The 23,386-nt window shown below is 48.6% G+C and carries 17 protein-coding genes; 13 read left to right on the top strand and 4 right to left on the bottom strand.

What is annotated here, in order from left to right; genetic code table 11:
• Nucleotides 1–158: 158 nt before the first annotated feature.
• Entirely contained in the window at nt 159–1,748 is a 1,590-nt protein-coding gene (locus BP71_RS21745) for a capsule assembly Wzi family protein (RefSeq protein WP_496383092.1), read from the bottom strand.
• A 759-nt stretch (nt 1,749–2,507) separates the two neighbouring features.
• A complete protein-coding gene (locus tag BP71_RS21740; protein ID WP_496383090.1) occupies nt 2,508–4,301 on the bottom strand; it encodes an ABC transporter ATP-binding protein in 1,794 nt (597 codons plus the stop codon).
• A gap of 190 nt (nt 4,302–4,491) precedes the next feature.
• On the opposite strand from BP71_RS21740, the gene BP71_RS21735 reads away from it, so the two are divergent.
• Nucleotides 4,492–5,133 (top strand): 3-keto-disaccharide hydrolase, encoded by a 642-nt coding sequence (locus tag BP71_RS21735; RefSeq protein ID WP_496383088.1) that lies wholly within the window; start codon nt 4,492–4,494, stop codon nt 5,131–5,133.
• A 16-nt stretch (nt 5,134–5,149) separates the two neighbouring features.
• A complete protein-coding gene (locus tag BP71_RS21730; RefSeq protein WP_496383086.1) occupies nt 5,150–5,626 on the top strand; it encodes a YdeI/OmpD-associated family protein in 477 nt (158 codons plus the stop codon).
• Between the two features lies 1 nt (nt 5,627).
• Here the strand turns inward: BP71_RS21730 and BP71_RS21725 are convergent, their stop codons facing one another.
• Nucleotides 5,628–6,554 (bottom strand): AraC family transcriptional regulator, encoded by a 927-nt coding sequence (locus BP71_RS21725; RefSeq protein ID WP_496383084.1) that lies wholly within the window; start codon nt 6,552–6,554, stop codon nt 5,628–5,630.
• A gap of 208 nt (nt 6,555–6,762) precedes the next feature.
• On the opposite strand from BP71_RS21725, the gene BP71_RS21720 reads away from it, so the two are divergent.
• From BP71_RS21720 to BP71_RS21695, 6 genes are all read left to right on the top strand, one after another.
• Nucleotides 6,763–8,316 carry an aldehyde dehydrogenase family protein gene (locus tag BP71_RS21720; protein ID WP_496383082.1) on the top strand — a complete coding sequence of 518 codons (1,554 nt, stop codon included), beginning with the start codon at nt 6,763–6,765 and terminating at the stop codon, nt 8,314–8,316.
• A 7-nt stretch (nt 8,317–8,323) separates the two neighbouring features.
• Nucleotides 8,324–8,689 carry a DUF779 domain-containing protein gene (locus tag BP71_RS21715; protein ID WP_496383080.1) on the top strand — a complete coding sequence of 122 codons (366 nt, stop codon included), beginning with the start codon at nt 8,324–8,326 and terminating at the stop codon, nt 8,687–8,689.
• A gap of 254 nt (nt 8,690–8,943) precedes the next feature.
• Nucleotides 8,944–10,254 (top strand): DEAD/DEAH box helicase, encoded by a 1,311-nt coding sequence (locus BP71_RS21710; RefSeq protein WP_496383145.1) that lies wholly within the window; start codon nt 8,944–8,946, stop codon nt 10,252–10,254.
• 81 nt (nt 10,255–10,335) lie between these two features.
• Nucleotides 10,336–11,058 carry a DUF1361 domain-containing protein gene (locus tag BP71_RS21705; RefSeq protein ID WP_496383078.1) on the top strand — a complete coding sequence of 241 codons (723 nt, stop codon included), beginning with the start codon at nt 10,336–10,338 and terminating at the stop codon, nt 11,056–11,058.
• Nucleotides 11,059–11,112: 54 nt separating this feature from the next.
• Nucleotides 11,113–11,844 (top strand): class I SAM-dependent methyltransferase, encoded by a 732-nt coding sequence (locus BP71_RS21700; protein WP_496383076.1) that lies wholly within the window; start codon nt 11,113–11,115, stop codon nt 11,842–11,844.
• A complete protein-coding gene (locus BP71_RS21695) occupies nt 11,845–12,588 on the top strand; it encodes a pseudouridine synthase (RefSeq protein WP_496383074.1) in 744 nt (247 codons plus the stop codon).
• 709 nt (nt 12,589–13,297) lie between these two features.
• On the opposite strand, the gene BP71_RS21690 is transcribed toward BP71_RS21695, so the two are convergent.
• Complete coding sequence (locus tag BP71_RS21690) at nt 13,298–14,017, bottom strand: hypothetical protein (protein ID WP_496383072.1); 720 nt, start codon at nt 14,015–14,017, stop codon at nt 13,298–13,300.
• A 1,552-nt stretch (nt 14,018–15,569) separates the two neighbouring features.
• Here BP71_RS21690 and BP71_RS21685 point away from each other — a divergent pair.
• From BP71_RS21685 to BP71_RS21665, 5 genes are all read left to right on the top strand, one after another.
• Nucleotides 15,570–18,599 carry a PVC-type heme-binding CxxCH protein gene (locus BP71_RS21685; RefSeq protein ID WP_496383070.1) on the top strand — a complete coding sequence of 1,010 codons (3,030 nt, stop codon included), beginning with the start codon at nt 15,570–15,572 and terminating at the stop codon, nt 18,597–18,599.
• Nucleotides 18,600–18,644: 45 nt separating this feature from the next.
• A complete protein-coding gene (locus BP71_RS21680) occupies nt 18,645–19,976 on the top strand; it encodes a neutral/alkaline non-lysosomal ceramidase N-terminal domain-containing protein (protein ID WP_496383068.1) in 1,332 nt (443 codons plus the stop codon).
• 38 nt (nt 19,977–20,014) lie between these two features.
• Nucleotides 20,015–21,265 carry a polysaccharide deacetylase family protein gene (locus tag BP71_RS21675; RefSeq protein ID WP_496383066.1) on the top strand — a complete coding sequence of 417 codons (1,251 nt, stop codon included), beginning with the start codon at nt 20,015–20,017 and terminating at the stop codon, nt 21,263–21,265.
• A gap of 171 nt (nt 21,266–21,436) precedes the next feature.
• On the top strand, nt 21,437–22,084 hold the full coding sequence (locus BP71_RS21670; protein ID WP_496383064.1) for an RNA polymerase sigma factor: 648 nt from the start codon (nt 21,437–21,439) through the stop codon (nt 22,082–22,084).
• 131 nt (nt 22,085–22,215) lie between these two features.
• Entirely contained in the window at nt 22,216–23,322 is a 1,107-nt protein-coding gene (locus BP71_RS21665) for a FecR family protein (protein ID WP_496383062.1), read from the top strand.
• Nucleotides 23,323–23,386: the final 64 nt, after the last annotated feature.

Here is a 23,386-nt window from a genome sequence, read left to right as displayed (position 1 = left end):
TGAGGCCTAGTTTTTTCGCGGTATTCTTTGCATTATAGGTTTTTCGGGTAAGAACAAGCTTCAACTTTAATTCCAGGTACATTTGCTACCTGCCCCCAATGGTGGGTGCATTGTATGCGCATTTTGTATTTTTGCAAGAACTAATTTGACAGATGCCATTACCACGTTTTTGAAATTTTCAGCGATAACCCGGAAGAATTGTACAGCATGGTGCCCTGATCGACAGCAAGGGTCAGCGCAATATCCATGTTGTGCTTTAGTCCACGGTTTACCATAACGTATCCCGAGAACTGGCGCTCTTCTCCGAAATACGGTGGCTTGGATGGAATTCTGATATTGTTGAGAGAGTGTCCCCAGGGGCTGGTGCCGTAGGTTCCATAATTGAAAGAATAGTTTAACTTCAGTAGGAAATTCCATTCGGCAATAGCATATTCCGATCCTATCTGAATGGCTTTCAGTCGGTTATTGACAAAATATTCCCGGGGCTGCGCCGGTAACTCTTTCCGGGCGTAAGCGGTGCTGGTGATAAGAGGATTTCCGATGTTCTCGCCTTTATAAGACCACCCCCGTTCATAGATGTAGTTGTTATAATAATCTTCATCTCCGGAAGGAGTTATTTTCGCATCAATTTCTCCACCCTGGCTCTTTGTGGCGATATATTCGATAAGAAATTTCTTCCAGCGGATTTTTGATTCTGAGGAAGCAAAGTCTTTGTTGGCAATACTCAGCCCGAACAGCCCGTCTTTGACATTGTTGAGATGATAAAGACCTCCTACCTCAAAGAAAAACTGGTGATAAGCCAAAAAATTGAGTTTGCCGGCGTTTACTTCGATGGCCTGGTCGATAGATCCCAGGTGGTTGCCCACTTTTGACCTCGGCAAACCGTTGGTTTCCCCCCCGTAGCTCTCTCCAAAGATCACGCGCTTATAGGTTTCCCACGACGACAATTTATATTTCGGGCCATTGATCTGTTTTTCATTTCCCCAAAAAACCTGATGGTTAAAACCCGCCAGGAGCTTAACTTTCCAGTTGGGTCTTCCAAACCTTGCATAAACTGACTTCTGATGAAAATAGGTCTTTGTCATACCATAGGTCGTGCCGTTACGCGTTCCAACTTCCCCGAGCCAGCCATGTGCGTAATTGCCTTTAACCGCAATAACGTCCCATAAGAAGGGGACAGTCCAAAATTCAGGGATCGACAGTTCGACCTTGGGTACTCCAAGGCTGTTACCGGATATGGAAAATGAGCCGGATGACAGCGTAGAGTCAACCAACCCCATCATGTCACGGCTACGGCCGGCTTTTAACTGAAAGATTCCGAGACGACCTTTTACATACGCTTCAATTAAGATTACCTCCGCATCTTTTCCCAGATTGACCCGGGATTCGACCGCTGCTCCCCAATCTGTCAGCCTTTTTCGTGTATCAGGAGAATACTCACGTGCAAACCTGCCCACAAGACCCAGGGAAGCGCCTCGTATCGGAATGTTCCCGTATTGATTGGAACGCATCCATAGGGGAACCTGGTCGTTGGTGGTTCCTGTCGCAATGGCGGCTAGCCCGTAATGAATATTTGATGCCGGATTTTTTGTCAGCGTATCTGGTTTGGTCGATGCATCCAGTGTATCAGCGGAAGTGAATTTCTCAGGCTTTGGTAACTCGCGGTGCGTCGCGCTGGCATGTACAATTGAAATTGGACCAGTGACAAGCAAAAATGCAGCCGTGGTCGATCGGAGGGTTTTAAACATTTTATTAAACGTATTAATATGGTGGCGTTGAGTAACATACATTCAACAGTGGGTCTGCGCTTGCCGACACCGGACATTGCAATGGCGTACGAATGTTTTGAAAAAGCTATGTCGAAGATAGAGCATTCCCGAAGTTTTTGCCAACTGGTCGTGTTTAAAATGATCGTACCAGCAACCAGCTATCACAAACTTTTAAATGATCCGGCATTTTTTTTCATCCTTTACGAATCCTGAAAAACAGGGCTGATTTGTTTCAAATAAACAAACACGGACGTGTTTGCGGGATCTCTGTCGCACGATGTATACGCAGATTCCAACCCGCAAGGCGTGCAACCGGTGTAAAAGGGGATGACTGTTTTGTTTCTAAATTCAACAGACAGCTGGTATACATCTAATATTTCCGACTTTGGATCGAGGCTGCTGCTGGGTTCGATTCAAAGGAAAAATACCACTTTCCAGAGTGGTTAAGTTGCCTCTGACGTCGGCTATTAGCTACTTTGGGCCCGGTGAGAGGTTTAAAACTTTGCTATGGATTGGATACCAGAACCCATTGGGTAATTTTTCTACGACTTTTTAAAGCAGGAAATTCTACACTTGTGCTTCAGTACCTCCCTCGTTGGTGTGGAATCCGGTATCGAGCCCATCGTCAGCCGGAATAATGGGGATCTGCGTAGCTGGTTCCAGATCTGGTTGCTGTGCTCAGGACAGTCAGCGCCACATAACTCCTGTGAGGCCAACCAATCAGATTTATTTCACCATTTATCTCATGTCGATGCCCCCTTGACGGGTGGCCAATGCTTCCTGATGTCGCCAAAGATCCTGGAACACCGCACTGCTATGATAAAGGTTATCAAAGGTCCCCTCATCAATTAGTCGTCCGTCGCGCAGAATGTAGATATAATCGAATTTGGTAAGCAAATGCAACCGGTGCAACGTGGAGACCACCGCCTTGCTACGGAACTCAGCAAACATCTTATCGTAGATCTGCGATTCAGTTTTAGGGTCGATGCTGCTGGTAGGTTCATCGAGCAGCACAATGTCGGAGCTGCGCGCAGCCAGAATCCCGCGGGCAAGCGCCAGTCGTTGCTTTTGCCCGCCCGAGAGGTTAACACCCTTTTCCTGTATGCTGGACTCGAGGCTTTTGGGCAGTTTCTCCACCACCTCAGAAAAATGTGCAATGCGGCAGACCTCCATAATGTCGGATTCCTCGAAAGGCAGTCCCAGCGTAATGTTATAGGCAATGGTATTTTCGAAGATCTCGGGATCCTGAGGGAACAGCGTGACCTGATCTGCGAGCATCTCAATGCTGGCTCCAAGTTGCCCGTCAATTTTGACCTGCGCATCTTTTTCGGGCTGGTATAACCCGCGCAGCAATGCGAGCAAGGTACTTTTGCCGCTTCCGCTTTCGCCTATGAATGCGATACGCTGTTTACGGCGGAGCCGGATATTCAGGCCATGCAGGCTGTGGGCCACTTTCTCGGAATCATAAACCTCGCCGTGAGAGAAATTGAGATTCTCGATGCTGATTTCCTGCCAGTTCTCAGGCAATGCCCCGGCAACGTCCAAGCGATGATGCTGACGGTAAGCATCGCCGATTACCCTGGCGGTCTGCACTTCTGTATTGTACCGGATGATCTCGGTATACTGCCAGGCAATATCCTGGAAGACGCTTGTGAACTGGTTGACATAACTCAACAGCGTAACCAGGCCTCCAACCAGAAAGACCTCACCCGGGGTATAGTGCTGATACACGTAGCCTATTGTGACAACAATGTAGATAACGGCGATAAAAATGCTGGCCACAAACCACTTCCATTCGTTAATCAGCACCGATCGTTTAAATGGTGGGAACACATCCCCGACTTTACTCATCAGGCTGATCTTCATCCTTTTTTCCAGCCGGAGGGTAATTACCGTAATGATATTGGAGAGGCTGTCGAACAATGTAGAGGAGACAATATGCTCCTTTTCATTGGATTCGTCGAGCGCTTTGATGAAGGGTTTGTCGAACCTGAAAATTACCCAGACATTGATCATCCCAATCAATACGCCCACGGCACCGAATAGGGGAGAGAACCAGAGTATTGCAATAAAAGAGAATACGAACTTGGCGAATGCATGGAGGAACATGAAACCGTTCTGAAAAAAATCTTTCAGTGCTTCATACGCTTTCCTGATTCGGTTGATGGTCGCGCCGCTGTGGTGGTCTTGGTGCCAGCGGATGGGCAAATGGAGTGCCTGATGGTACATTTCGTCCAGGAAATTCCTGCTGAGATCAAACGCAAGCTTACGCTCCATCACACGTGCGGGCCCGTGAAACGCCCATTCGGCCAGGATCAGGCCCAGATATGCACCGGCATAGATCCACACATTGCGCAATGTACCTTCGGCATCCTGCTGAATCGACTGGATGAACCAGCCATAGAGCAACGGGTGGGCTGCCAGTACGATATTGGCCATGACGAACATACCGTACACCAGCAAATAGCGCTTGCGTTGCTGGCGTGCGTACCGCCAGGCGGTGGCCAGAAGGGATAAATAGGGATTCTGCATTGGGGTTTATAAACATTGGCGGGGAACTGTGGACTACCCCGGCACCATACAACCGCAAAAGTGCAGCGAAGGTTGCCCGCCGGCAGGTAAACTTTGTGTAAAGAATCAGTAGTTTTCGTCCATTTGCGGTTTAATTACACGTTAATGAATTTTTTGCAGACCACCTTTTGAACATTCAAACCGGAATTTTATGAGAAGATTAATGCATGTTTTTTGCAGCGCTATTTTGCTGAGCATTGCACTGGGTATTTCCGCTCACGCGCAGGACGGGTGGATCACACTTTTTAACGGAAAGAACTTCGATGGCTGGAAGGTCGGTGCGAATGCAAGCTCCTTCTCGATCGAGGACGGTAATATTAAGGTGGCCGGGCCGCGGGCTCACCTGTTCTATGAAGGTCCTGTCAAAAACCATATGTTCAAGAACTTCGAGTTCAAAGCCACGGTGAAAACGACGCCGGGTTCCAATTCCGGTATTTTCATTCACACCACTTACCAGGAAGACGGCTGGCCTTCGCTAGGTTATGAAGTGCAGGTAAACCAGTCGCACACCGATTATAAGCGTACCGGTAGCCTTTATAATGTAGTGGATGTGAAAGAAACTTATGTGAAAGACAATGAATGGTATACCGAGTACATCAAAGTGGAAGGCAAACACATTACCATCAAGATCAATGATAAAGTGGTGGTGGATTATGAAGAAGCTGACGTGGACAAGCGTGAAGGGGAAATGAAGGCCAGGTTTCTGAAAGCCGGTACATTTGCATTGCAGGCGCACGATCCCAGGAGCGTGGTATATTATAAAGATATTCAGGTGAGACCTTTGACAGAATAAACTTTTCTTACTTCCGATGGAAGACGAAATTCATTTTGAATCATTCCTGGAACGCCTCCCCAAAAAGGGAGGCGAATTTTATATGATGGTACCCGACGATGTGGCTGCGCAGTTTGTGGAGGGGCGTAAGCCGGCCCGTGTGCGGTGTGTGCTCAATGGGCATGTCAACTTCCAATGCGCGATCCGGCCGAAAGGCGGCGGAGGTTTTTATATTAATGTCGGTACGCCGCTGCGGCAGGAAGGCAAGCTTGTACTGGGGCAAAAGCTGCATGCGGCCATCCGAAAGGACGATAGCGAATACGGCCGCGATATGCCGGAGGAGTTGCAGGAATTGCTGATGCAGGATGAAGAAGCGAACAGGCTGTTCGAGAGTGCCAAACCTGTGAATCAGCGGGCCATTATCTATTATGTAGCCGGCGCCAAATCCATTCAGGTCCGCATCGACCGCGCCATTGTGATGGTCGACCGGCTTAAACAGGGGCGCATTCACTAATTTACTCCTCCCGGCTTGCAACACTTCGGTACTGGCTCGGCGATATTCCCTCCGATTTGCGGAACTGCCGTCCGAAGTAGTTCAAATCGGAAAATCCAAGCTGATAGCAGATGTCGGAAATACTTTCTCTGGTTTGCGACAAAAGTTGCTTCGCTTTTTTGATCTTTTCCTTCAATATGAAATCCAGTGGGCTGATGCTGAACTCGCGTTTGAATGCGCGGTAAAACGACGCGCGGCTCATACAGGCTTTCTCGCTCAGGTCTTCTACCTGGATCTTTTCGTTGATATTGGCCTTAATGTAATTGACCACAAACGCGAGTGGACTGTCCTCGTGCAGGTAGGAAGCTTCGTCTGTGGCCGCGAGATGTTGCGTTTGAATAATGTGTACGATGAGTTCCTGCAACGTGAGGTCGGCGAGAATGTCTTTGCCCAATGCCGTTCCTGAACAAATTTTAATGAGTTTGTTAAGTGTTTGCGCGAGTTCGATATTATTAAGAAAATGGTATTGATTGTGTTGCAATGACCAGAACTGCTGCTTGCCTTCACGCGGATAGGTTTCGCTGAGCCTGTCGACGATCTGCTGGATCTTCGGCTGATCGATCGCCAGCGCAATGCATTGGGTAGGGTTCTCACGGGCCGCCTCGGGGAAATCGATCTTCATGGTCACGTTCGCCGGTACCAGCACCGTTTCGCCGGGCAGGTAATCGAAACCCGGCTGATCGAACAAATGCATGACCTTCTTGCCGCGCAGCATGCTCGTCACCACAAAATCCGAAAAAGTAAGTGGCACCAATGCGGATGGCTGCAAAGTTTCGAACAGGTTCAGCTCGCAATTTTCCAGCGTAAATGCCCTGCGGTTTTCCACCAGCGTTTTCAGGGATTTTTCCCCCGAAACTGCCACCTGATTCAATCTGTAACCTCCCGCCATCACTGCAATTGTTTAAACAAACCGATTTCAACAAATCCTTCCTCCCTTCTTCCTTTCCTCCTTCCTCCCTCCCTTTTTATCCTTTAAATATAACTCTTTTTCGAAAAAATGAGATAATTATCCTACCACTTGACACGATCGTGCCAATGATTAACGCCCCGACTGGGTAGGTTTGTATCATCAATCATTTCAAAAATAACCTTTAATCATGGATACGATCACCGAGAACCCTGGAGTTGAGAGTAAGACGTACAGCAATGAGAATCTGGCCAAGCGGCCTGATTTTAAGGAAAAATATGAAAACTATATCAATGGCCAGTTCGTCGCGCCAGCCAGGGGAGAGTATTTTGACAATATTTCACCCATCGACGGTCAGGTGTTCACGAAAGCTGCACGTTCGACGAAGGAAGATGTGGAAGTGGCGCTTGACGCTGCTCATGCGGCATTCCCGGCCTGGAGCAAAACCTCGGCTACCAATCGCAGCAACCTTCTGCTGAAAATCGCGCAAGTGATCGAAGATAATCTGGAATATCTGGCCGTTGTCGAAACCATTGATAATGGCAAGGCCATCCGCGAAACCCGCGCCGCCGATTTGCCGCTCTGCGTAGACCATTTTCGTTATTTTGCCGGTGTGATCCGTGCCGAGGAAGGCAGTGTTTCGGAGCACGACGAAAACACCGTGTGCATTAACCTGCATGAGCCGTTGGGTGTTGTGGCCCAGATCATCCCCTGGAATTTTCCGCTTTTGATGGCTACCTGGAAAATAGCACCGGCGTTGGCGGCAGGTAACTGCGTGGTGGTAAAACCCGCAGAGCAAACGCCTACTTCTATTATGGTGCTCATGGAACTGATCGGCGGTATTCTGCCTCCCGGCGTGCTCAATATCGTCACCGGCTTCGGTGTGGAAGCAGGTAAGCCGCTGGCATCATCGCCACGTGTGGCTAAGGTCGCTTTTACTGGTGAAACCACTACCGGCCGGCTCATAATGCAATATGCCTCCGATAATCTGGTGCCCGTTACCATGGAATTGGGAGGTAAATCGCCGAATATCTTCTTCCCTTCGGTCATGGATGAGGACGATGCGTTTCTCGATAAAGCCATCGAGGGCGCCGTGCTTTTTGCATTGAACCAGGGGGAGGTTTGTACCTGCCCGTCGCGGATGCTGGTGCATGAGCGCATTTATGATAAGTTTATGGAGAGGGTAATCCAGCGCACAAAAGCCATAAAAATGGGCCACCCGCTGGACGGAACTACGATGATGGGGGCACAGGCTTCGAATGATCAGTACGAAAAGATATTGTCCTATCTTAAAATTGGAAAGGAGGAAGGTGCCGAAGTGCTGACAGGGGGTGCTGCGCAGACTTTCGAAAATGGAATTTCAGGCGGTTACTATATTCAACCCACGATTTTTAAAGGGCATAATAAAATGCGTGTATTCCAGGAGGAGATATTCGGCCCCGTAGTGTGTGTAACGACTTTCAAAACCACCGAGGAAGCTATTGCCATTGCCAACGATACCCTCTATGGATTGGGCGCGGGCGTGTGGACGCGCGACGCGCATGAGCTTTACCAGGTACCGCGGGCGATTCAGGCGGGTAGGGTGTGGGTCAATAATTACCACGCCTACCCCGCCCACGCTCCCTTCGGAGGCTACAAAAAATCAGGTTTTGGGCGTGAAAACCACAAAATGATGCTGGGTTATTACCGCCAGACGAAAAATATGCTGATTTCGTACGATAAGAACAAGCTTGGGTTTTTCTGAGAATGCTATGACAAACAGAGTGCTGATAACACCCGAAGCCGAGGCTGTGGTGGCCCGGCTTCGGGAAGCGAACGGGGAGCTGATGTTTCATCAGAGTGGCGGTTGTTGTGATGGCTCGCAGCCTATGTGTTTTCCCAAAGGAGAGTTCCGGGTATCGGATAGTGATGTGCTGTTGGGGGAAATCGCTGGCTGTGGGTTTTACATGAGCCGCGACCAGTTTGAATACTGGCAGCACACGCAGCTGATCATAGATGTAGTGCCCGGCCGGGGTGCAAGTTTCTCTCTGGAGATTCCGCTGGGGGTGCGTTTTATCACTCGTTCAAGGCTCTATTCACCCGAAGAGGCGGGCGATCTCACCGACGTCAACGTTTAAAAATCGCATTAGTTTTGGAAGGTGTGGAACTGCCGTGTAGTTAATCTTTTACACGTCGGTTTCGCACCTTTCTTGTCATTTTAGGACTTATTGGTTATATTTGTTCAAATCGAGCGGTTTGCTGACTGGGAAATTTAAAGTCAGCTATATCTATAACACATCTGTAAATCAACGTATTTACGGATCTTAAAAGCTGAATTTTGAATTTCAACGAATTTGAACTCCACGAAGACGTACTGAGCGCCGTGGATTCCATGAGCTACCAGCAGGCAACACCTATCCAGGAGCAAGCTATTCCCCACATTCTCAACGGCAAGGATTTGCTGGCCTGCGCGCAGACGGGTACCGGTAAAACTGCCGCATACCTGATTCCCATACTGGACAAAGTGGCGCATGAGGCCAATACGCACACCGGTGCGTTGATCCTCGTGCCGACGAGGGAGCTTGCCGTGCAGATCGACCAGCAAATCCAGGGTCTGGGCTATTTCGTCGGAGCAACGAGCATCGCTGTTTACGGCGGAAACAAGGGCCCGGAATGGGATCAGCAGAAAAAAGCACTGACACAAGGCGCAGATATTATTATAGCGACTCCCGGCAGGCTGATCGCCCATTTACAACTGGGTTATGTCAATTTTGGCGACCTGCGGCACCTGGTGCTCGATGAGGCCGACCGTATGCTGGATATGGGCTTTTTGGGCGATATCCTGAAAATTATGAGCTTTCTGCCTGCGAAGCGGCAGACACTGATGTTTTCGGCCACTATGCCTCCCAAAATCGGCGAGCTGGCCAAACGTATTTTGCATAACCCTGAGGAGATCAGGCTGGCGGTATCCCGTCCGGCGGAAAGGATCGATCAGCAGTTTTACCTGGCCAGGGATGAGCAAAAACTGCAATTGCTGATCCATTTGCTGAAAGAAGTGGAGAATATCAGCATGGTGTTGTTTACATCCCGCAAATCCGCTGTCGAGCCGATCGTGCGTTCGTTGCGAAAGCTGGGATTGGGTGCACACGGCATTTCGTCTGATTCTGAGCAGGCTGAACGCGAAATCGTATTGCGTGATTTCAAAAACCGGCAATTTCCGATACTGGTAGCGACCGATGTGTTGTCGCGCGGCATAGATATTGATAACCTAAGCCATGTCGTTAATTACGATGTCCCTCGTGACCCGGAAGATTATGTACACCGTATCGGTCGTACGGCACGTGCGGAGTCGAAAGGGACCGCGATTACCTTTATCAACGAGCACGATCAGAAATACGTGATGAAGATCGAAAGGCTCTTTGAAAAAGAAGTTGAGAAGAAATCAATTACCCAGGAACTCGGATTAGGTGAGGCGCCGCTGTTTGAGCCGCAACGAATGCGGTCGGGACGGCGTAATAAAAATACCAAAAGGGCTTCCACGGGAACATCGGGTGCGAGAAAACCACATCGCGAACCCAGGCCCCAGCCTCAGGATGGAGTTCAGGCGGAGGCCAAGCCGGAAGAAAGCAAGGCAAAGCGCCGGAACAAGAGACGGAGGCCAAAGAAAGAACAGCCTACATCTGTAAACCCTACAGAGGCGTAACCTCACATCAGAGTTGGTCAGACGTGATGAGCATTCATTTGTCTTGCTTTACCGTCATGAAGAAACTTAAATTGCGTACTATTGGACCGTTTGATAGATTGGATAAGGAATTATAAATTCAGCGTATCCGACCCTCCGATCATTACGATGGAGGGTTTGTTTTCGTTGTTGCTGCTCATGCTTTTGAGCTTTCTCGCAGTATTTTTCCACCTTGTCCGCATCCTTTTTAATGCACCCGTCGATTTTTCTCTCGACTGGAATCTCTTTCTGAGCTGGATACCGCTGATCATCGCTTTTCTGGCGGATAATCTCACCAAAAGATTCGGGCATATCCCAGTCGTTCTGACTCTTCTGAGCGTAGCCTGGCTCGCGTTTTTCCCCAATGCGCCGTATATGATCACGGATCTGGCACATCTCACGGTTGATTACCAGCGTGACCTGACCTGGCACGACACGATCATGCTTTTCTCCTACGCAGAGGTGAGCCTGTTCAACGGGCTGGTTTCGCTGTATTGGATTCACCGCTCCTGGCGCAAGGTGTTTGATCGAAAGCCTGCCAATACGTTATTGCTGATCAGCCTGCCGCTGGCGGGTTTCGGGGTGTATCTGGGACGTGTCCGGAGAATGAACAGCTGGGATATTATCCATGAGCCGGAGGCGATCATCAATAATCTGATACAAAGCCTGCTCGACCGCACTGCCTGGGTTTTCGCGATGGAGATCGGTATGCTGCTCGGGATATTGTATCTCGTATTGTGGGGAGTGATCCGTTTCCGGATCAGACATTCCAGAAAGAATCATTAGAGAGTTTGGCAGAAAATAGCTTTTTGCTGTGCCATCATATTTCTGTGTCAAAACATGCAACTATCAGATCAGATAAAGAAATCTTATTCCAACCAGTACGATGAAGGACTTGTTGAGTGGCGGAATACGGGTGCCAAATTTAAGGCTTTAAATATCGTCGAACTGGCCCGGAACATTAGTTTCCGCAATGTGCTGGAGGTCGGGGCAGGGGAGGGAAGTATTCTGAACTGGCTCTCACAATGGAATTTTTGCAAGGACATGTCCTGTATTGAAATATCGGAGAGTGGGATCGAGCTCATCAAGTCCAAAAATATTCCAAATCTGAATGATGTGCGGCTTTTTGACGGATATAAGATCCCTTATCCGGACAATAGCTTCGATCTCGTGATCTGTTCCCATGTACTCGAACATGTGGAGTATGAAAGGTTGCTGCTGCGGGAGATCAAGCGGGTTTCGAAATACCAGATATTTGAGGTACCTATTGACTTCTCTTTTTATGCCGACCGCAAACTGGAGCATTTCCTTTCGTATGGTCATATCAATATCTATACGCCGGCCCTGTTCAGATTCCTGTTGCGATCGGAACAATTCCGGGTTGAAAAGGACATATGCCATCTGTACGACGATGCGGTGTTGAAAATGACTTTCAGAAATAACGCAAAAGGATATTACCTCACCAAACTGAAGCATTTCCTGCTCCGGTCGTTTCCCTACCTTCGTGGGATCAAGCCCAGCTCGTATGCGGTACTCACATCGAAGGCGGACAAAGAACTTTCTATTTTTTAAGTGACAGAAACTCCGATCCAGCTAGACATCATTTACCGGGACGACGTACTCATCGCAGTCAATAAACCGAATGGCTTGCTGGTACATCGCTCACCTATCGCCAGCGACGCCGATGTATTCGCTGTGCAGTTACTGCGCGACCAGCTGGGGCAAAAGGTGTATCCAGTGCACCGGCTCGACCGTAAGACTTCGGGGGTATTGTTATTCGCCTTGAACGAAGAAATGAACAGCGAAATGCAGCGCAGGTTCATGAATGGGGAAATCATTAAGACCTATCACGCCATTGTACGCGGCTACACACCCGATGCGGGCGAGATCGACTACCCGTTGAAAAGGGACGACGGCGTAATCCAGCACGCATTGACACGATATGAAACCTTGCAGAGAACCGAGGTCCCATTCGCGGTCGGTAAGCATCCTACTTCACGTTATTCACTCGTTAAACTGACCCCTGAGACGGGACGAATGCACCAGCTTCGCAAGCACATGGCGCATATTCTTCATCCGATCATCGGTGACCGCCCGCATGGGTGCAATAAACAGAACCGGTTTTTTAAAGAGCAGTTAAACATGATGCAGATGATGCTGCACGCGGAGTCCCTCCAATTCAGACATCCGGCACGCGGGATACTGGTTACGATACAGGCACCCTATCAGCCGGAGTTTGCCAGAATGTTAAATCTACTTCGATTAGAGGGGCATGGTGAGGGGCGGTCAGGAGAAAATGATATTGCCCGCAAATAAAGCGATTGAATATGCAGCTAAAAATATAGCCGAGGCAAACGCCCCGGCCTATTGCATATACTCAACGTATTAAAAAATGTAATCACGAAATTAACATAAATTCTATATTGAAATTGTAATTTATGCTAAAATTTAAGAATAATCCTTCGTATAAACACGGTGCACCTCTTTAACTTTTCTACATTCATGTAGGTGGATTATCTACAAATGACGGAGTTTTGCCGGGACCACGAAGCATACCCGCCCGAAAAAGTTTGGGACCGATCCAGGTTGTGATGGGCATATTTTCCTGAACAAATCCGCCGGGGCATGGAACCGGGCAGTTCGGTGTCCAGGGATTATCTCTGAGCAAATGAGCATAATCAAATTGCGAGCTTCTGATGTGCAAGAGGCAGTTTTTGCGAAGTATCATGGGGAAACAAGACAAGATCACCCGGTGATCCTGTCTTGTCAATATGCATCCCAGCGCCTATTTGCCAGATCGGTGAACGACCAAGGCTCAGTGGTGTCATGATACCGGAATTGAGAATTTCGGTAAAAAGAGGGATGTTAACGTTGAGTAAATATCACCTGCACGGACGGGCCACGGTGTGAGCCGTCTCTTCATAGTATATAAAATAGATTATAGTAAAATTCTACTATAAAATTCGAACCAAACCACTACTAATTTTACAGGTGCTTCAAATTAGTGCAGTACGGACTCGTTTGCCTATCGGAGCGGCACAACGGGATCTTTGCGCCGCTTGGGCGTCGATTTGCGCCCGGACCGATCGGCAGCTGCCCTCCTTCTGGCCGTTTCCCTTTTTAGAAACCCCGGCTTTTTGGCAAGATCGACAAGATCCAGATACCGCTTAAGATTAAACCTTGACATGATCATTTTGCGATAGTATTTCAACTCGATTAATGAAATGTCCAGATTATTGGCAATGGTTCTCAAAGGTTCATCCCTGGAGAGCCCATCCAGGATTGCGCGCTCGATACTCGACAGATCATCTGCCGACGGCCAGCCTCCATACATTCCGGTCAATAACAAATTCTGAACATCCTCAGATAGAAACAAGTTACCTTTCTGAACCTGCCCGATGGCGTCCAGTAACTCCTGAAATGAACAGGTTTTGGTTAGAAAAGCTTTTGCTCCCTGGCACATATAATTTCTGATCAGCCCCTGATCGGTCATAGAAGTGAGGATAATTAATTTAGCATTGTTTTGATAAAGATGGAAAACCGAATCCAGGGCATGCCAGTCATATTTCCCCTTAAAACAAAGTTCGGTAATGACGATATCGGGAGCATCGTTCATGACACCGGTCATGAAAGTTTCGACCGAACTATAATTACCCACAAATTGAATATCGGGGAGGGAGTTAAGCAGCATCATTTTTAATGCTTCGGTAAAGATCTGTTGACTGTCGATCAATGCTATTTTCATTTTTTGGAGGAGGTTGGGAATAAGTTGATGTAAAACACTATTCAGGAAATAGTACGGAGATTCAGGAGAAAAGGCAGCAAGCGCACACGCTATTTGAATTGATTTTTAGAAAATCAAAGTGTAGTCTAATTTTTGTTGGGCTAGTTAAATAATTCTACAATTGCGCGTCACGACATGCGAATTGGCAAAAGCCTTTAACTATTTGGATTCGGAAACTGCAATATTTACCCGCCAGGCGCAGGTTTACTCGAAGTGCAACCACAAGGCAAAATGGGGCAGAGGAGAAAATGATCAACATTTTCCGGCTAACCGATGCCAAAAGAGAGTTACAGGAGAGCCAACTATGTTGCCAGGGGCGACTCTCGGATCAGTAGAAGGACATGACCATGAAGGTCAATGAAGAGGCTGTTTGATAGTAACATGATATAAAGGTTAACGTTGAGTAAAATATCAGTTTAATGCGGCGCCAAAATAAATGTCTTACCGTTGGCACTATGATCTTGCTTCCACCGCGCCTTCATCGTGATGGAACGCTCGGTAGAAAATCAGATTTGATCAATGAAAAAACTTGCCGGGTTTGCATTTTCCCTGCAATTATTGATCAAACCAACTATTATTTATCCTAAGTTGTGGTGTGTGAAATCGTACCCGTTTGCCAATCCGGTCTTGCGACGAATGACCCGTTTTGGTGCTGGAATTTTGGTTTTCTAATCAAACTGCCAAAACCAGCAAGCATTTAATAAATGAAATGTATTAAACAAAGTGAATTTTGACAAGGGGCCAAACTTAATTATTTGAACAAATGCTAACATTTGTTCAAATAATTATATTGCTTAGGTAAGCATTGTCGCAAAGCCAAAAAATGGTTAGCTTTTAAGTTTGACTCAAAACCATTAAAATCGCAGAAATGCGAAATTTTAGACCGCTTTTTGGCGTGATAATCCCTGAACTGTTCTGAAAGATAACTTCGCGATCAGCAAAGACAATAGCTGGGTGCTTCAAATAAATAGCGTAATGCTGTGGCTGCTAAATCTTCTCGATCAATCAAGGATAATGAGGCCAAATACCAATAGGAGGTTTTGTTAGCTTACAACTTTAAGGCATATACGTCAATGGCTTTTATCAGTCGACGTGGGTATCTTTATGGATGCCAGAGTCTTTCGGATTTTCAATGAGAGAACGGTAACAACCAATTTGTTTCCCGTTATGGCAAAACCATAGTAGCCCGCATCATGTACAATTCAGTATTTGAATTGTACCAACTGACCTAAAACGCTGGCAGAAAGTAACCGGAGATCGCTACTTTTTTACAATGATCGGGATAGTGTTGGCCCAACTTCGTAGCAGTCAAGATCCGGCATAAAAGCAGAGACAAAGTCAATGCTCGTCGCCGTCTTCAAAAACACATTCGGGGTGAGGGCAGGCGTTTGGGTTCCCTGAAATTGATGGTGACCAATACGCATTCAGGCAGGAAGCCTGCGTGAACCGTGAACTGCTGCTTTTTTTCAAAGATTGGATCAATAATGACGTCTTTTTTGTCCCGATGTACTCAATGAATTTCTTTACTACTCCTAAACTCTTTACCGGATCGCTCATGTGTTGCCTGTTGGTAGCTATGAGCAATAACCTGAAAACCAAATCTTCCCACGAGGTGCCTCCGGACCAGGCGCTGGCCACATTTCAGTTAGCCGAAGGTTTTCAGATCGAAATGATTGCCAGCGAACCGCTGATCGCCGACCCTGTGGCTATGGAGATTGACGAATATGGCCGGATGTACGTGGTGGAAATGCATGGCTATCCGCTCGACAAAAGCGGCTCGGGCAAAATCAAGCTGCTGAGCGACGCGGACGGCGATGGTAAAATGGATGATAGCAAGGTTTTTGCCGAAGGGCTCATGCTTCCTACCGGTGTCATGAGATGGAAAAAGGGAATTATTGTGACCGACGCTCCAAATGTATTGTACCTAGAAGATACCGACAATGATGGCAAAGCGGATCTAAAGGATACGCTGATCACCGGTTTTGCTTTATCCAACCCTCAGCATAACCTGAACAATCCCATTCTGGGACTTGACAACTGGATTTACCTGGGTCATGAACCCGCTGTATCTACGCAGACTTTCAAAAGTGAATTTGGCGACAGGGGAGGTGATGTATATTATCCGGGGAAAAAAGACAGTCCGCGTCTCCCCGACAACGCCCGCGGGCGTAGCGTCAGGATGCGACCGGATAGAGTCGGCCTGGAAATACTGTCGGCCAATACACAGTTCGGTCATTCGTTTGATGCCTGGGGACATTATATGCTCGTCAGCAATGCCAATCACCTGATTCATCAGGTCATATCAGCGGCATATCTCAACAGGAATCCAAGCCTGCTGGTTTCCAATGCCACTCAATCCGTTTCAGATCACGGGCCAGCCGCAGAGGTCTTCCCGATTACACAAAACCCGCAAAATCAGCTGCTGACAGACGTGGGCGTATTTACTTCCGCCTGTGGGACGACGGTGTACCAGGGAGGGATTTTTCCGGCAGTTTTCGATAGTATAGCCTTCGTGGCCGAGCCGGTCAGCAACATCATACACGCGGATGTACTTCGTGAAAATGGTGCCACGTTTACGGGCAGCCGCGTTTATCAGAATAAAGAATTCCTTGCGTCGACGGATGCGTGGTTCAGGCCGGTCAATATGTATACAGGGCCCGACGGTGCGCTGTACGTGGTGGATTATTACCGGCAAATCATCGAGCATCCTGAATGGATGGCGGAGGATGCGGTGAAATCCGGCGCATTGTATAATGGTATCGACAAAGGCAGGCTGTACCGGATTACGCCAAAAGGGACCAAACCCTATTCGCTGTCAAAAGAGCTGAAATCGGCGGACCTGAGTAATGCGCAACTGCTGAAAAGACTGGCTGCCCCGAACATCTGGTGGCGCCGCAACGCCCAACGTTTGCTGATCGACCGCAATGCATCCGGCGAGGCGGCTGCACTTGAACATATGGTTGTTTCGGGGAAAGACCCTGTCGGCAGACTGCACGCGCTGTGGACATTGGAAGGACTTGGCCTGTTGAAACCATCGGTTATCATCAGCGCATTAAAAGACCAGGTTGCCGGGGTGCGGGAAAATGCCGTGAAATTGTCCGAAACTTTTGCCGGTGACGCCGGAATACGAAATGCACTTTATGCATTGCAGGACGACGGAAATGCCAAAGTCCGTTTTCAATTGCTTTGTACCCTGGGTTCAATTGATACGCGAGAGTCAGCCCAGGCCAGGGAGAAGTTGTTGTTCCGGGACATAAAAGATCCATGGATGCAGATCGCTGCGCTTTCCGCTGCTCCTTCGGCCAAGAGTAATTTATTAAATGCGGTTCTGGATCGATTTGAAAAAAGCCAACCCGCCTATTCAGCACTGGTGGAGAGGTTGAGCAATATGACCGGCGCCGGGGGAACTTCGGAAGAGATCCGGTCGGCAGTTAAAAAGTCCTTGCAGCCAGAAAGCGGTACTCATTCCGGCTGGCAGGCTGCTTTATTGCGGGGGCTTGCTCAGGGATTAAAAAATAACAAGGAAGCTTGGGCAGCACTCAAAGCTGACCAGAATCTTTTAGTCAATGCCGCGCTGAACAACGGCTCTGTGGCAATACGTCAGGGCAGCATCCAATTGTTGCGCATTACGGGCCTGCCCGCGACACCTTCCAGCAAAACTGCTATGGAGAAGTCGGCCCGGGTAGCACTCAATAAAAAATCTCCCCCGGGAAGCAGAATTGCCGCCATTCATTTTCTGGCATTGGATAACCCGAAAAAACATACGGAGCTCCTGAAACAACTCATCTCCGCTACGGAGCCCACCGCTGTGCAGCTTGCAGCACTCCATACGCTGGCTTCCATTCCCGATGTAACGGTTAGTGAGTTTGTTGTGGTACAATGGCCGTCTCTCACCCCGGATGTGCGGAATGCTGCTATCAATACTTTTATGGGTAATGATGCCCGGGTGACACTGCTGCTGGATGCCATTGAAAAAAAGATCATCGACCCTTCCAGCATCGGCTGGCCACGCAGCGTGGGATTGATGGCCCAGGGAAATGCAGCACTGAAAAGCCGTTCCCGCGCATTGCTCACAAAAAAAGACGACGGCCGGCAAGAGATCATCAAAAAATATACCCCGGCGTTATCGATGGCAGGAAGCGCAGACAAAGGGAAACGGGTGTTTAGCAACAACTGTTCGGCCTGTCACCAGATCGGCGGCACAGCCGGTACGCCTTACGGCCCCGATCTGGGCACGATCCGTAACCGGCGACCAGAGTCAATTATGGGCGATATTCTCAATCCCAATCAATCGATCGCCGACGGCTATGATATCTGGTCAGTGGAAATGAAATCAGGAGAGGCCATCCAGGGGCTGATCGCCACAGAAACACCATCAGCATTGACCATCCGGAATTATGGCGGACAAGAGACAGTTATTGCCCGGCAGAACATCAAATCGCTTAAAGCGCTGGGGATGTCGGTAATGCCGGCGGGACTTGAAAGCCAGATCACCCCCGAGGATATGGCCGACCTGCTGGTCTTTCTGAAACAAGGTAAATAGGGGCTTTTCTTTACAAAATGGCGTATTCCTAAACCCAAAATCATCATGAATTACCAACACAAAAATTTTTTGGAGACATTACATTGCAACCTGATGGCGCTCTTCCTGCTATGCCAGATCTTCGGCGCAGATGTATGCGCGGGAGTTTTTCGGGCGGCAGTTGTAAAAGTTGACATCACACCCGATAATCCGCAGATGCTGCTGGGTTACCAGGCCAGGCAATCCACGGGCGTGCATGATAAGATTTATCACCGCATTATCGCCCTCGACGATGGCACGACGCAATTTTTCATCGTTTCTTCCGACATCTGCCTCGTATCTCCATCCGAATACGACAAAGTTGCCGCCCGCCTTTTAAAAGAGCAGAAGGTGAGTCCTGTTAACCTTTGGTGGACTTTTACCCACACACATTCCGCGCCCGAAGTCGGCGCTCCCGGCTTGCCCGTCATCTTTCTCGGAGAAAGATATAAGCACGAATACGACAAGACTTATACGGCTATGGTGGAACAAAAGCTGATCGACGGCATTGCGGAAGCCCGTAAAAACCTTGCGCCCGCAAAACTGGGAATTGGCTGGGGCTTTGCCCAGGCGAATATCAATCGTCGGGCACGCTTTTCCGACGGGAACACCACACTGGGCATGAACCCCGATGGCCCTGTCGACCGCCGGATCGGATTGCTCCGCCTTGAAAAAGCAGACGGTAGCCCGATGGCTCTGATCGCCAACTACGCCATGCACGGTACGGTTATGGGCGGCGCCAATTTAGAAATCAGCGGGGATGCGCCGGGGGTGGTGTCAGAATATGTGGAAAGCAAAACCGGTGTGCCGCTGTTGTATATCAATGGGGCAGCAGGGAACATCGCGCCGATTTACAGTGTATATCCGAGTCCCGGTGCCGGGCATCTTGCTCAGTTTCAGGTGCTCCTGGGCGACAAGATTCTCGACGCGAATAAGGCACTTACTGCAACCACTTCCGATATTAAGCTAAGGTCTTCCGCGATTACCGTGGAAACACCCAGGAAAGCGGGGCTAGGCTGGCCGGACGAACTCGCCGCCTTTACGCGCACCAACAAAGCCGGTGTTAATCTGGTCAAACTCCCGGTGCGCTTTCTGAAGATCAATGAAGAGCTGGCTATATGGGGAGCTCCGCTGGAATTGTTCTGCGAAATTTCGAACGAGATCCGCGACCGTTCCCCTTTCCCGCACACGTTTTATTTTGGATACACCAATGGCTGGCTCGGCTATCTGCTCACGGAGGAGGAGCTTAAATATGGTGGATATGAGCCGACTGTTTCTCCTTACTCGCCTTCCGCGGCAAAAGATCTTACCGATAGCGTGATCGACTATTTACAGGGCGAAATGAAAAATCCCCGATAACATTGAATGCATTAATCCCTATTCAAATAATGTTCAAAATGGCGCCGAGACTTTCCAAAAGCTTCTTACTTCTGTTTCTTGCAGGAATACTATTTATTCGCACCGAACCCGGGCTGGCGCAAAAAACTGCATTTGCCTGGCCGGAAGGTAAAAAAATCGCCATCAGTCTTTCCTTTGACGATGCGAGAGGAAGCCAGGCCACTACCGGAATTCCCGTCCTGAATGAATACAATGTCAAAGGCACGTTCTACGTGGTTCCATCCGCAGTGAAGGGGCAGCTGGAAAACTGGAAAAAGGCCGTTGCGGCAGGTCAGGAAATTGCTAATCATTCAATAAATCATCCCTGTACCGGAAATTTTCCCTGGTCGCGCGCCAAGGCGTTGGAAGACTATACCCAGGAAACCATGTATGCCGAGCTGGCAGAAGCCAATACGCAGATCTTCAATTTATTGGGTGTGAAGTGCGAGGCTTTTGCTTATCCTTGCGGTAACACATTTGTGGGTAGGGGGACCAATACCAAAAGCTATGTACCCGTGGTGGCGGACCTTTTCGCGACCGGGCGTGGCTGGCGCAACGAAGGTCCCAACGCTCCCGAATTCTGCGATATGGCGCAACTGACAGGTATGGAGATGGACGGAAAGGACTTTGAAGAGATTCTCCCGATGATCGAACAGGCGAGGGCCAATGGCCAGTGGCTTATACTTGCAGGGCATGAAATGGGTGAAAACGGTCCGCAAACCACCCGTATCTCCATGCTCAGAAAGCTTATCCAATATGCGCAAGATCCAAAGAACGGAATCTGGATCGCGCCGGTAAGTGCGGTCGCGAGATATGTTCTGACCGCCAGAAGCGGGAAAACTCCCGCTCCGGAGCATGGCGCAATGGTTCACCCAGACGAAAAAGGAAACATATCCCTGCATGCCCAGGCAGGAGTAGGGACCGGGCCGGGAATTAAATACATGCCCGAATGGAAAGCCTTCGGATGGTTTGCCGGGGAAGATAAGGTGACCTGGGATTTGGAAGTACCTCAAAAGGGAAATTACGAAGTCTTACTGGAATGGTCCGTTTCCGATGAAGAGGCGGGGAAACCATTTTTGTTCGAAGTGGATGGCAAGAAAATCACGGGGAATGTTGGGAAAAGCGGGTCCTGGGAGATTTTTAAGGAAAAGAGAATAGGCGAAATATACCTTACACCGGGCAAACACAAAATCGTATTTAGGGCTGCGACGCCTTTCAAAAACGGCGCATTACTGGATTTAAGAGAGATAAAACTGGTACCCAAAAAATAAGGTCAGTGTATCCGGCTCGTTGATGCACAATTCGGTTGCGAGGTATCTCTCTACCGGTAGCCACAACGCGTGAACCCAAACGCCGCCCGCATGCAGGACGGTACAGGATAACTTCCTTAAATAATAATAAGAATATTGAAAGTAAAAATATCATAATTCAATGGTGCTCAAATGAGGAAATCCACACCAGTTCCCGAGGATGAGCCGCATTTGGGCGATCTGTGGAACCGTTTTCGCCAGAACGATGAGCATGCTTTTGACGAGCTCGCCAGGCGCCGCTACCGGCTCCTGTTTAATTATGCTACAAAATTTACGAAAGACACTGAGCTGATCAAGGATTGCATTCAGGACCTGTTTCTGGAATTATGGTATCGCAGAACTCGCCTTACCGACACTTCGTACGTCACCGTGTACCTCATATGCGCATTGCGTAATAATCTTTTGCGGAAGCTGAAAGTGAATATGCGCCTCGACGATTCCGCTGATATTGCTGCCAGCTGTGAAGGTTTTACAGACAACCTGACCGTGGAAACGATGCTGATCAGCTCCGAATCCATGTCGCAGAAAGAACGCGAGATCCGTAACGCGATCAATCGCCTGCCCAGACGTCAGCAGGAGGTGGTTTTCCTGAAATTTTATGAAGGTTTGTCTAACGACGAGATCGCCAAAGTGATGGAGATCGAGCGACAGACCGTATCCAACTTCATTTACCGGGCGATCAGCCAGCTGAAAAACGATCTGCCTTCATTTTCGAAGATCATTCCTCAATTAATTTTCCTGTTTGGCTGTAATGCTTTTTCTGGTATATTGAACTCATAGTCAACGTTTTGAAAGGTGTTATTCCTTCTTGATCTTTTTTAATTAAAATTATTTCTAAAATTTTTATCATAAAAAGAGTATCCGCTTTCAAGGGCTTACTATTTCATTATATAGTCCAATGAAAACGGAAAATGCAGGATTACGCACGATACGATATCAAAGATTTCCTGGCCGACGAGGCTTTTTGCAGGTGGGTGCTGCATCAAAAACCCGCCGATAATGCTTTTTGGGAAAACTGGATCCGCAATAATCCGGATCGGGCCGGCATTGTCGCTAACGCAAAAGAGCTGATCTCCGAAATTCATTATGCACAGGACTATCTGAGCGAGGATGAATTGCAACATGAATTGCAACGCCTGTCCTCGGCAAGGAAATCTGCAACGGAAGAATTGCAGTATGCCGAACCGGCCAATGGCTGGCTTGGGCGCTTTTCGGTCGCATTAGGGGTCTTAACCTGCCTTGCCGTCGCGTTTTATTTTTACGAACAGCTGCCAGTCAGGACAGGTGAGCCGCAGGTCAGCCACGAGTTGTTACAGGAAGGGAAAAATGAGCGATGGATCGAGGTGGTTAATAATGAAACCGGTACAAAATCCATAGCATTGCCTGATGGCAGTTCGGTACGACTTTCGCCCGAAAGCAAGATCCGGTATCCGGCCACTTTTGTGAAAAAGGAGCGCGAGGTTTTGTTGAACGGAGAAGCATTCTTTGAAGTTACCAAAAACCCGGAAAGTCCATTCAAGGTCTACACCAGCGATATCGTCACCACCGTTCTGGGCACCAGTTTCACGGTAAAAGCATTTGATCAGGACAAAGATGTGCGGGTTGTAGTCAAAACGGGGAGAGTCACCGTTTCTGCCAATACTGCACAAAACAAAACGCAGGAACCTGAGAAGAACGAGCTCGTATTATTGCCAAACCAGCAGGTCGTTTATCATCGCGACGACCAGAAAATGAAGCGGTCCCTGATCGAAAATCCTTCGCAGGTCGGCCCGGCAGACGTCACCAGCCAGAACCTTATTTTTGAAAACGCCCCGGTTGCAAAGGTTTTCGAATCACTCCAGAAACGATACGAAGTACAGATCATTTACGACGCCGACCTGATGGCCGGGTGCCAGCTCACCGCAGAACTGGGCCAGGAGTCATTGTTTGAAAAACTCGGCATGATATGCAAGGCTATACAAGCACGCTATGAACTGATTGACGGGCAAATTGTCATTCACGGAAGCTCGTGCAGGTAAACATGACACTATCCTAAACCCTAAAAAAACATTCATGAGCCAGCCCAGCCGTCCGCCCTGACGT

The sequence above is a fragment of the Dyadobacter ginsengisoli DSM 21015 genome (genome assembly GCF_059568735.1).
Note: the sequence above shows the minus strand (reverse complement) of the source record. Positions and strands in the feature narration are given on the sequence as shown.

Coding starts and splice junctions, on each gene's coding strand:
- BP71_RS21740 (WP_496383090.1), bottom strand. CDS start 4,301: ATGCAGAATCCCTATTTATCCCTTCTGGCCACCGCCTGGCGGTACGCA.
- BP71_RS21710 (WP_496383145.1), top strand. CDS start 8,944: ATGAGCTACCAGCAGGCAACACCTATCCAGGAGCAAGCTATTCCCCAC.
- BP71_RS21745 (WP_496383092.1), bottom strand. CDS start 1,748: ATGTTTAAAACCCTCCGATCGACCACGGCTGCATTTTTGCTTGTCACT.
- BP71_RS21665 (WP_496383062.1), top strand. CDS start 22,216: ATGCAGGATTACGCACGATACGATATCAAAGATTTCCTGGCCGACGAG.
- BP71_RS21675 (WP_496383066.1), top strand. CDS start 20,015: ATGGCGCCGAGACTTTCCAAAAGCTTCTTACTTCTGTTTCTTGCAGGA.
- BP71_RS21715 (WP_496383080.1), top strand. CDS start 8,324: ATGACAAACAGAGTGCTGATAACACCCGAAGCCGAGGCTGTGGTGGCC.
- BP71_RS21730 (WP_496383086.1), top strand. CDS start 5,150: ATGGAAGACGAAATTCATTTTGAATCATTCCTGGAACGCCTCCCCAAA.
- BP71_RS21725 (WP_496383084.1), bottom strand. CDS start 6,554: ATGGCGGGAGGTTACAGATTGAATCAGGTGGCAGTTTCGGGGGAAAAA.
- BP71_RS21700 (WP_496383076.1), top strand. CDS start 11,113: ATGCAACTATCAGATCAGATAAAGAAATCTTATTCCAACCAGTACGAT.
- BP71_RS21670 (WP_496383064.1), top strand. CDS start 21,437: ATGAGGAAATCCACACCAGTTCCCGAGGATGAGCCGCATTTGGGCGAT.
- BP71_RS21690 (WP_496383072.1), bottom strand. CDS start 14,017: ATGAAAATAGCATTGATCGACAGTCAACAGATCTTTACCGAAGCATTA.
- BP71_RS21680 (WP_496383068.1), top strand. CDS start 18,645: ATGAATTACCAACACAAAAATTTTTTGGAGACATTACATTGCAACCTG.
- BP71_RS21720 (WP_496383082.1), top strand. CDS start 6,763: ATGGATACGATCACCGAGAACCCTGGAGTTGAGAGTAAGACGTACAGC.
- BP71_RS21685 (WP_496383070.1), top strand. CDS start 15,570: ATGAATTTCTTTACTACTCCTAAACTCTTTACCGGATCGCTCATGTGT.
- BP71_RS21735 (WP_496383088.1), top strand. CDS start 4,492: ATGAGAAGATTAATGCATGTTTTTTGCAGCGCTATTTTGCTGAGCATT.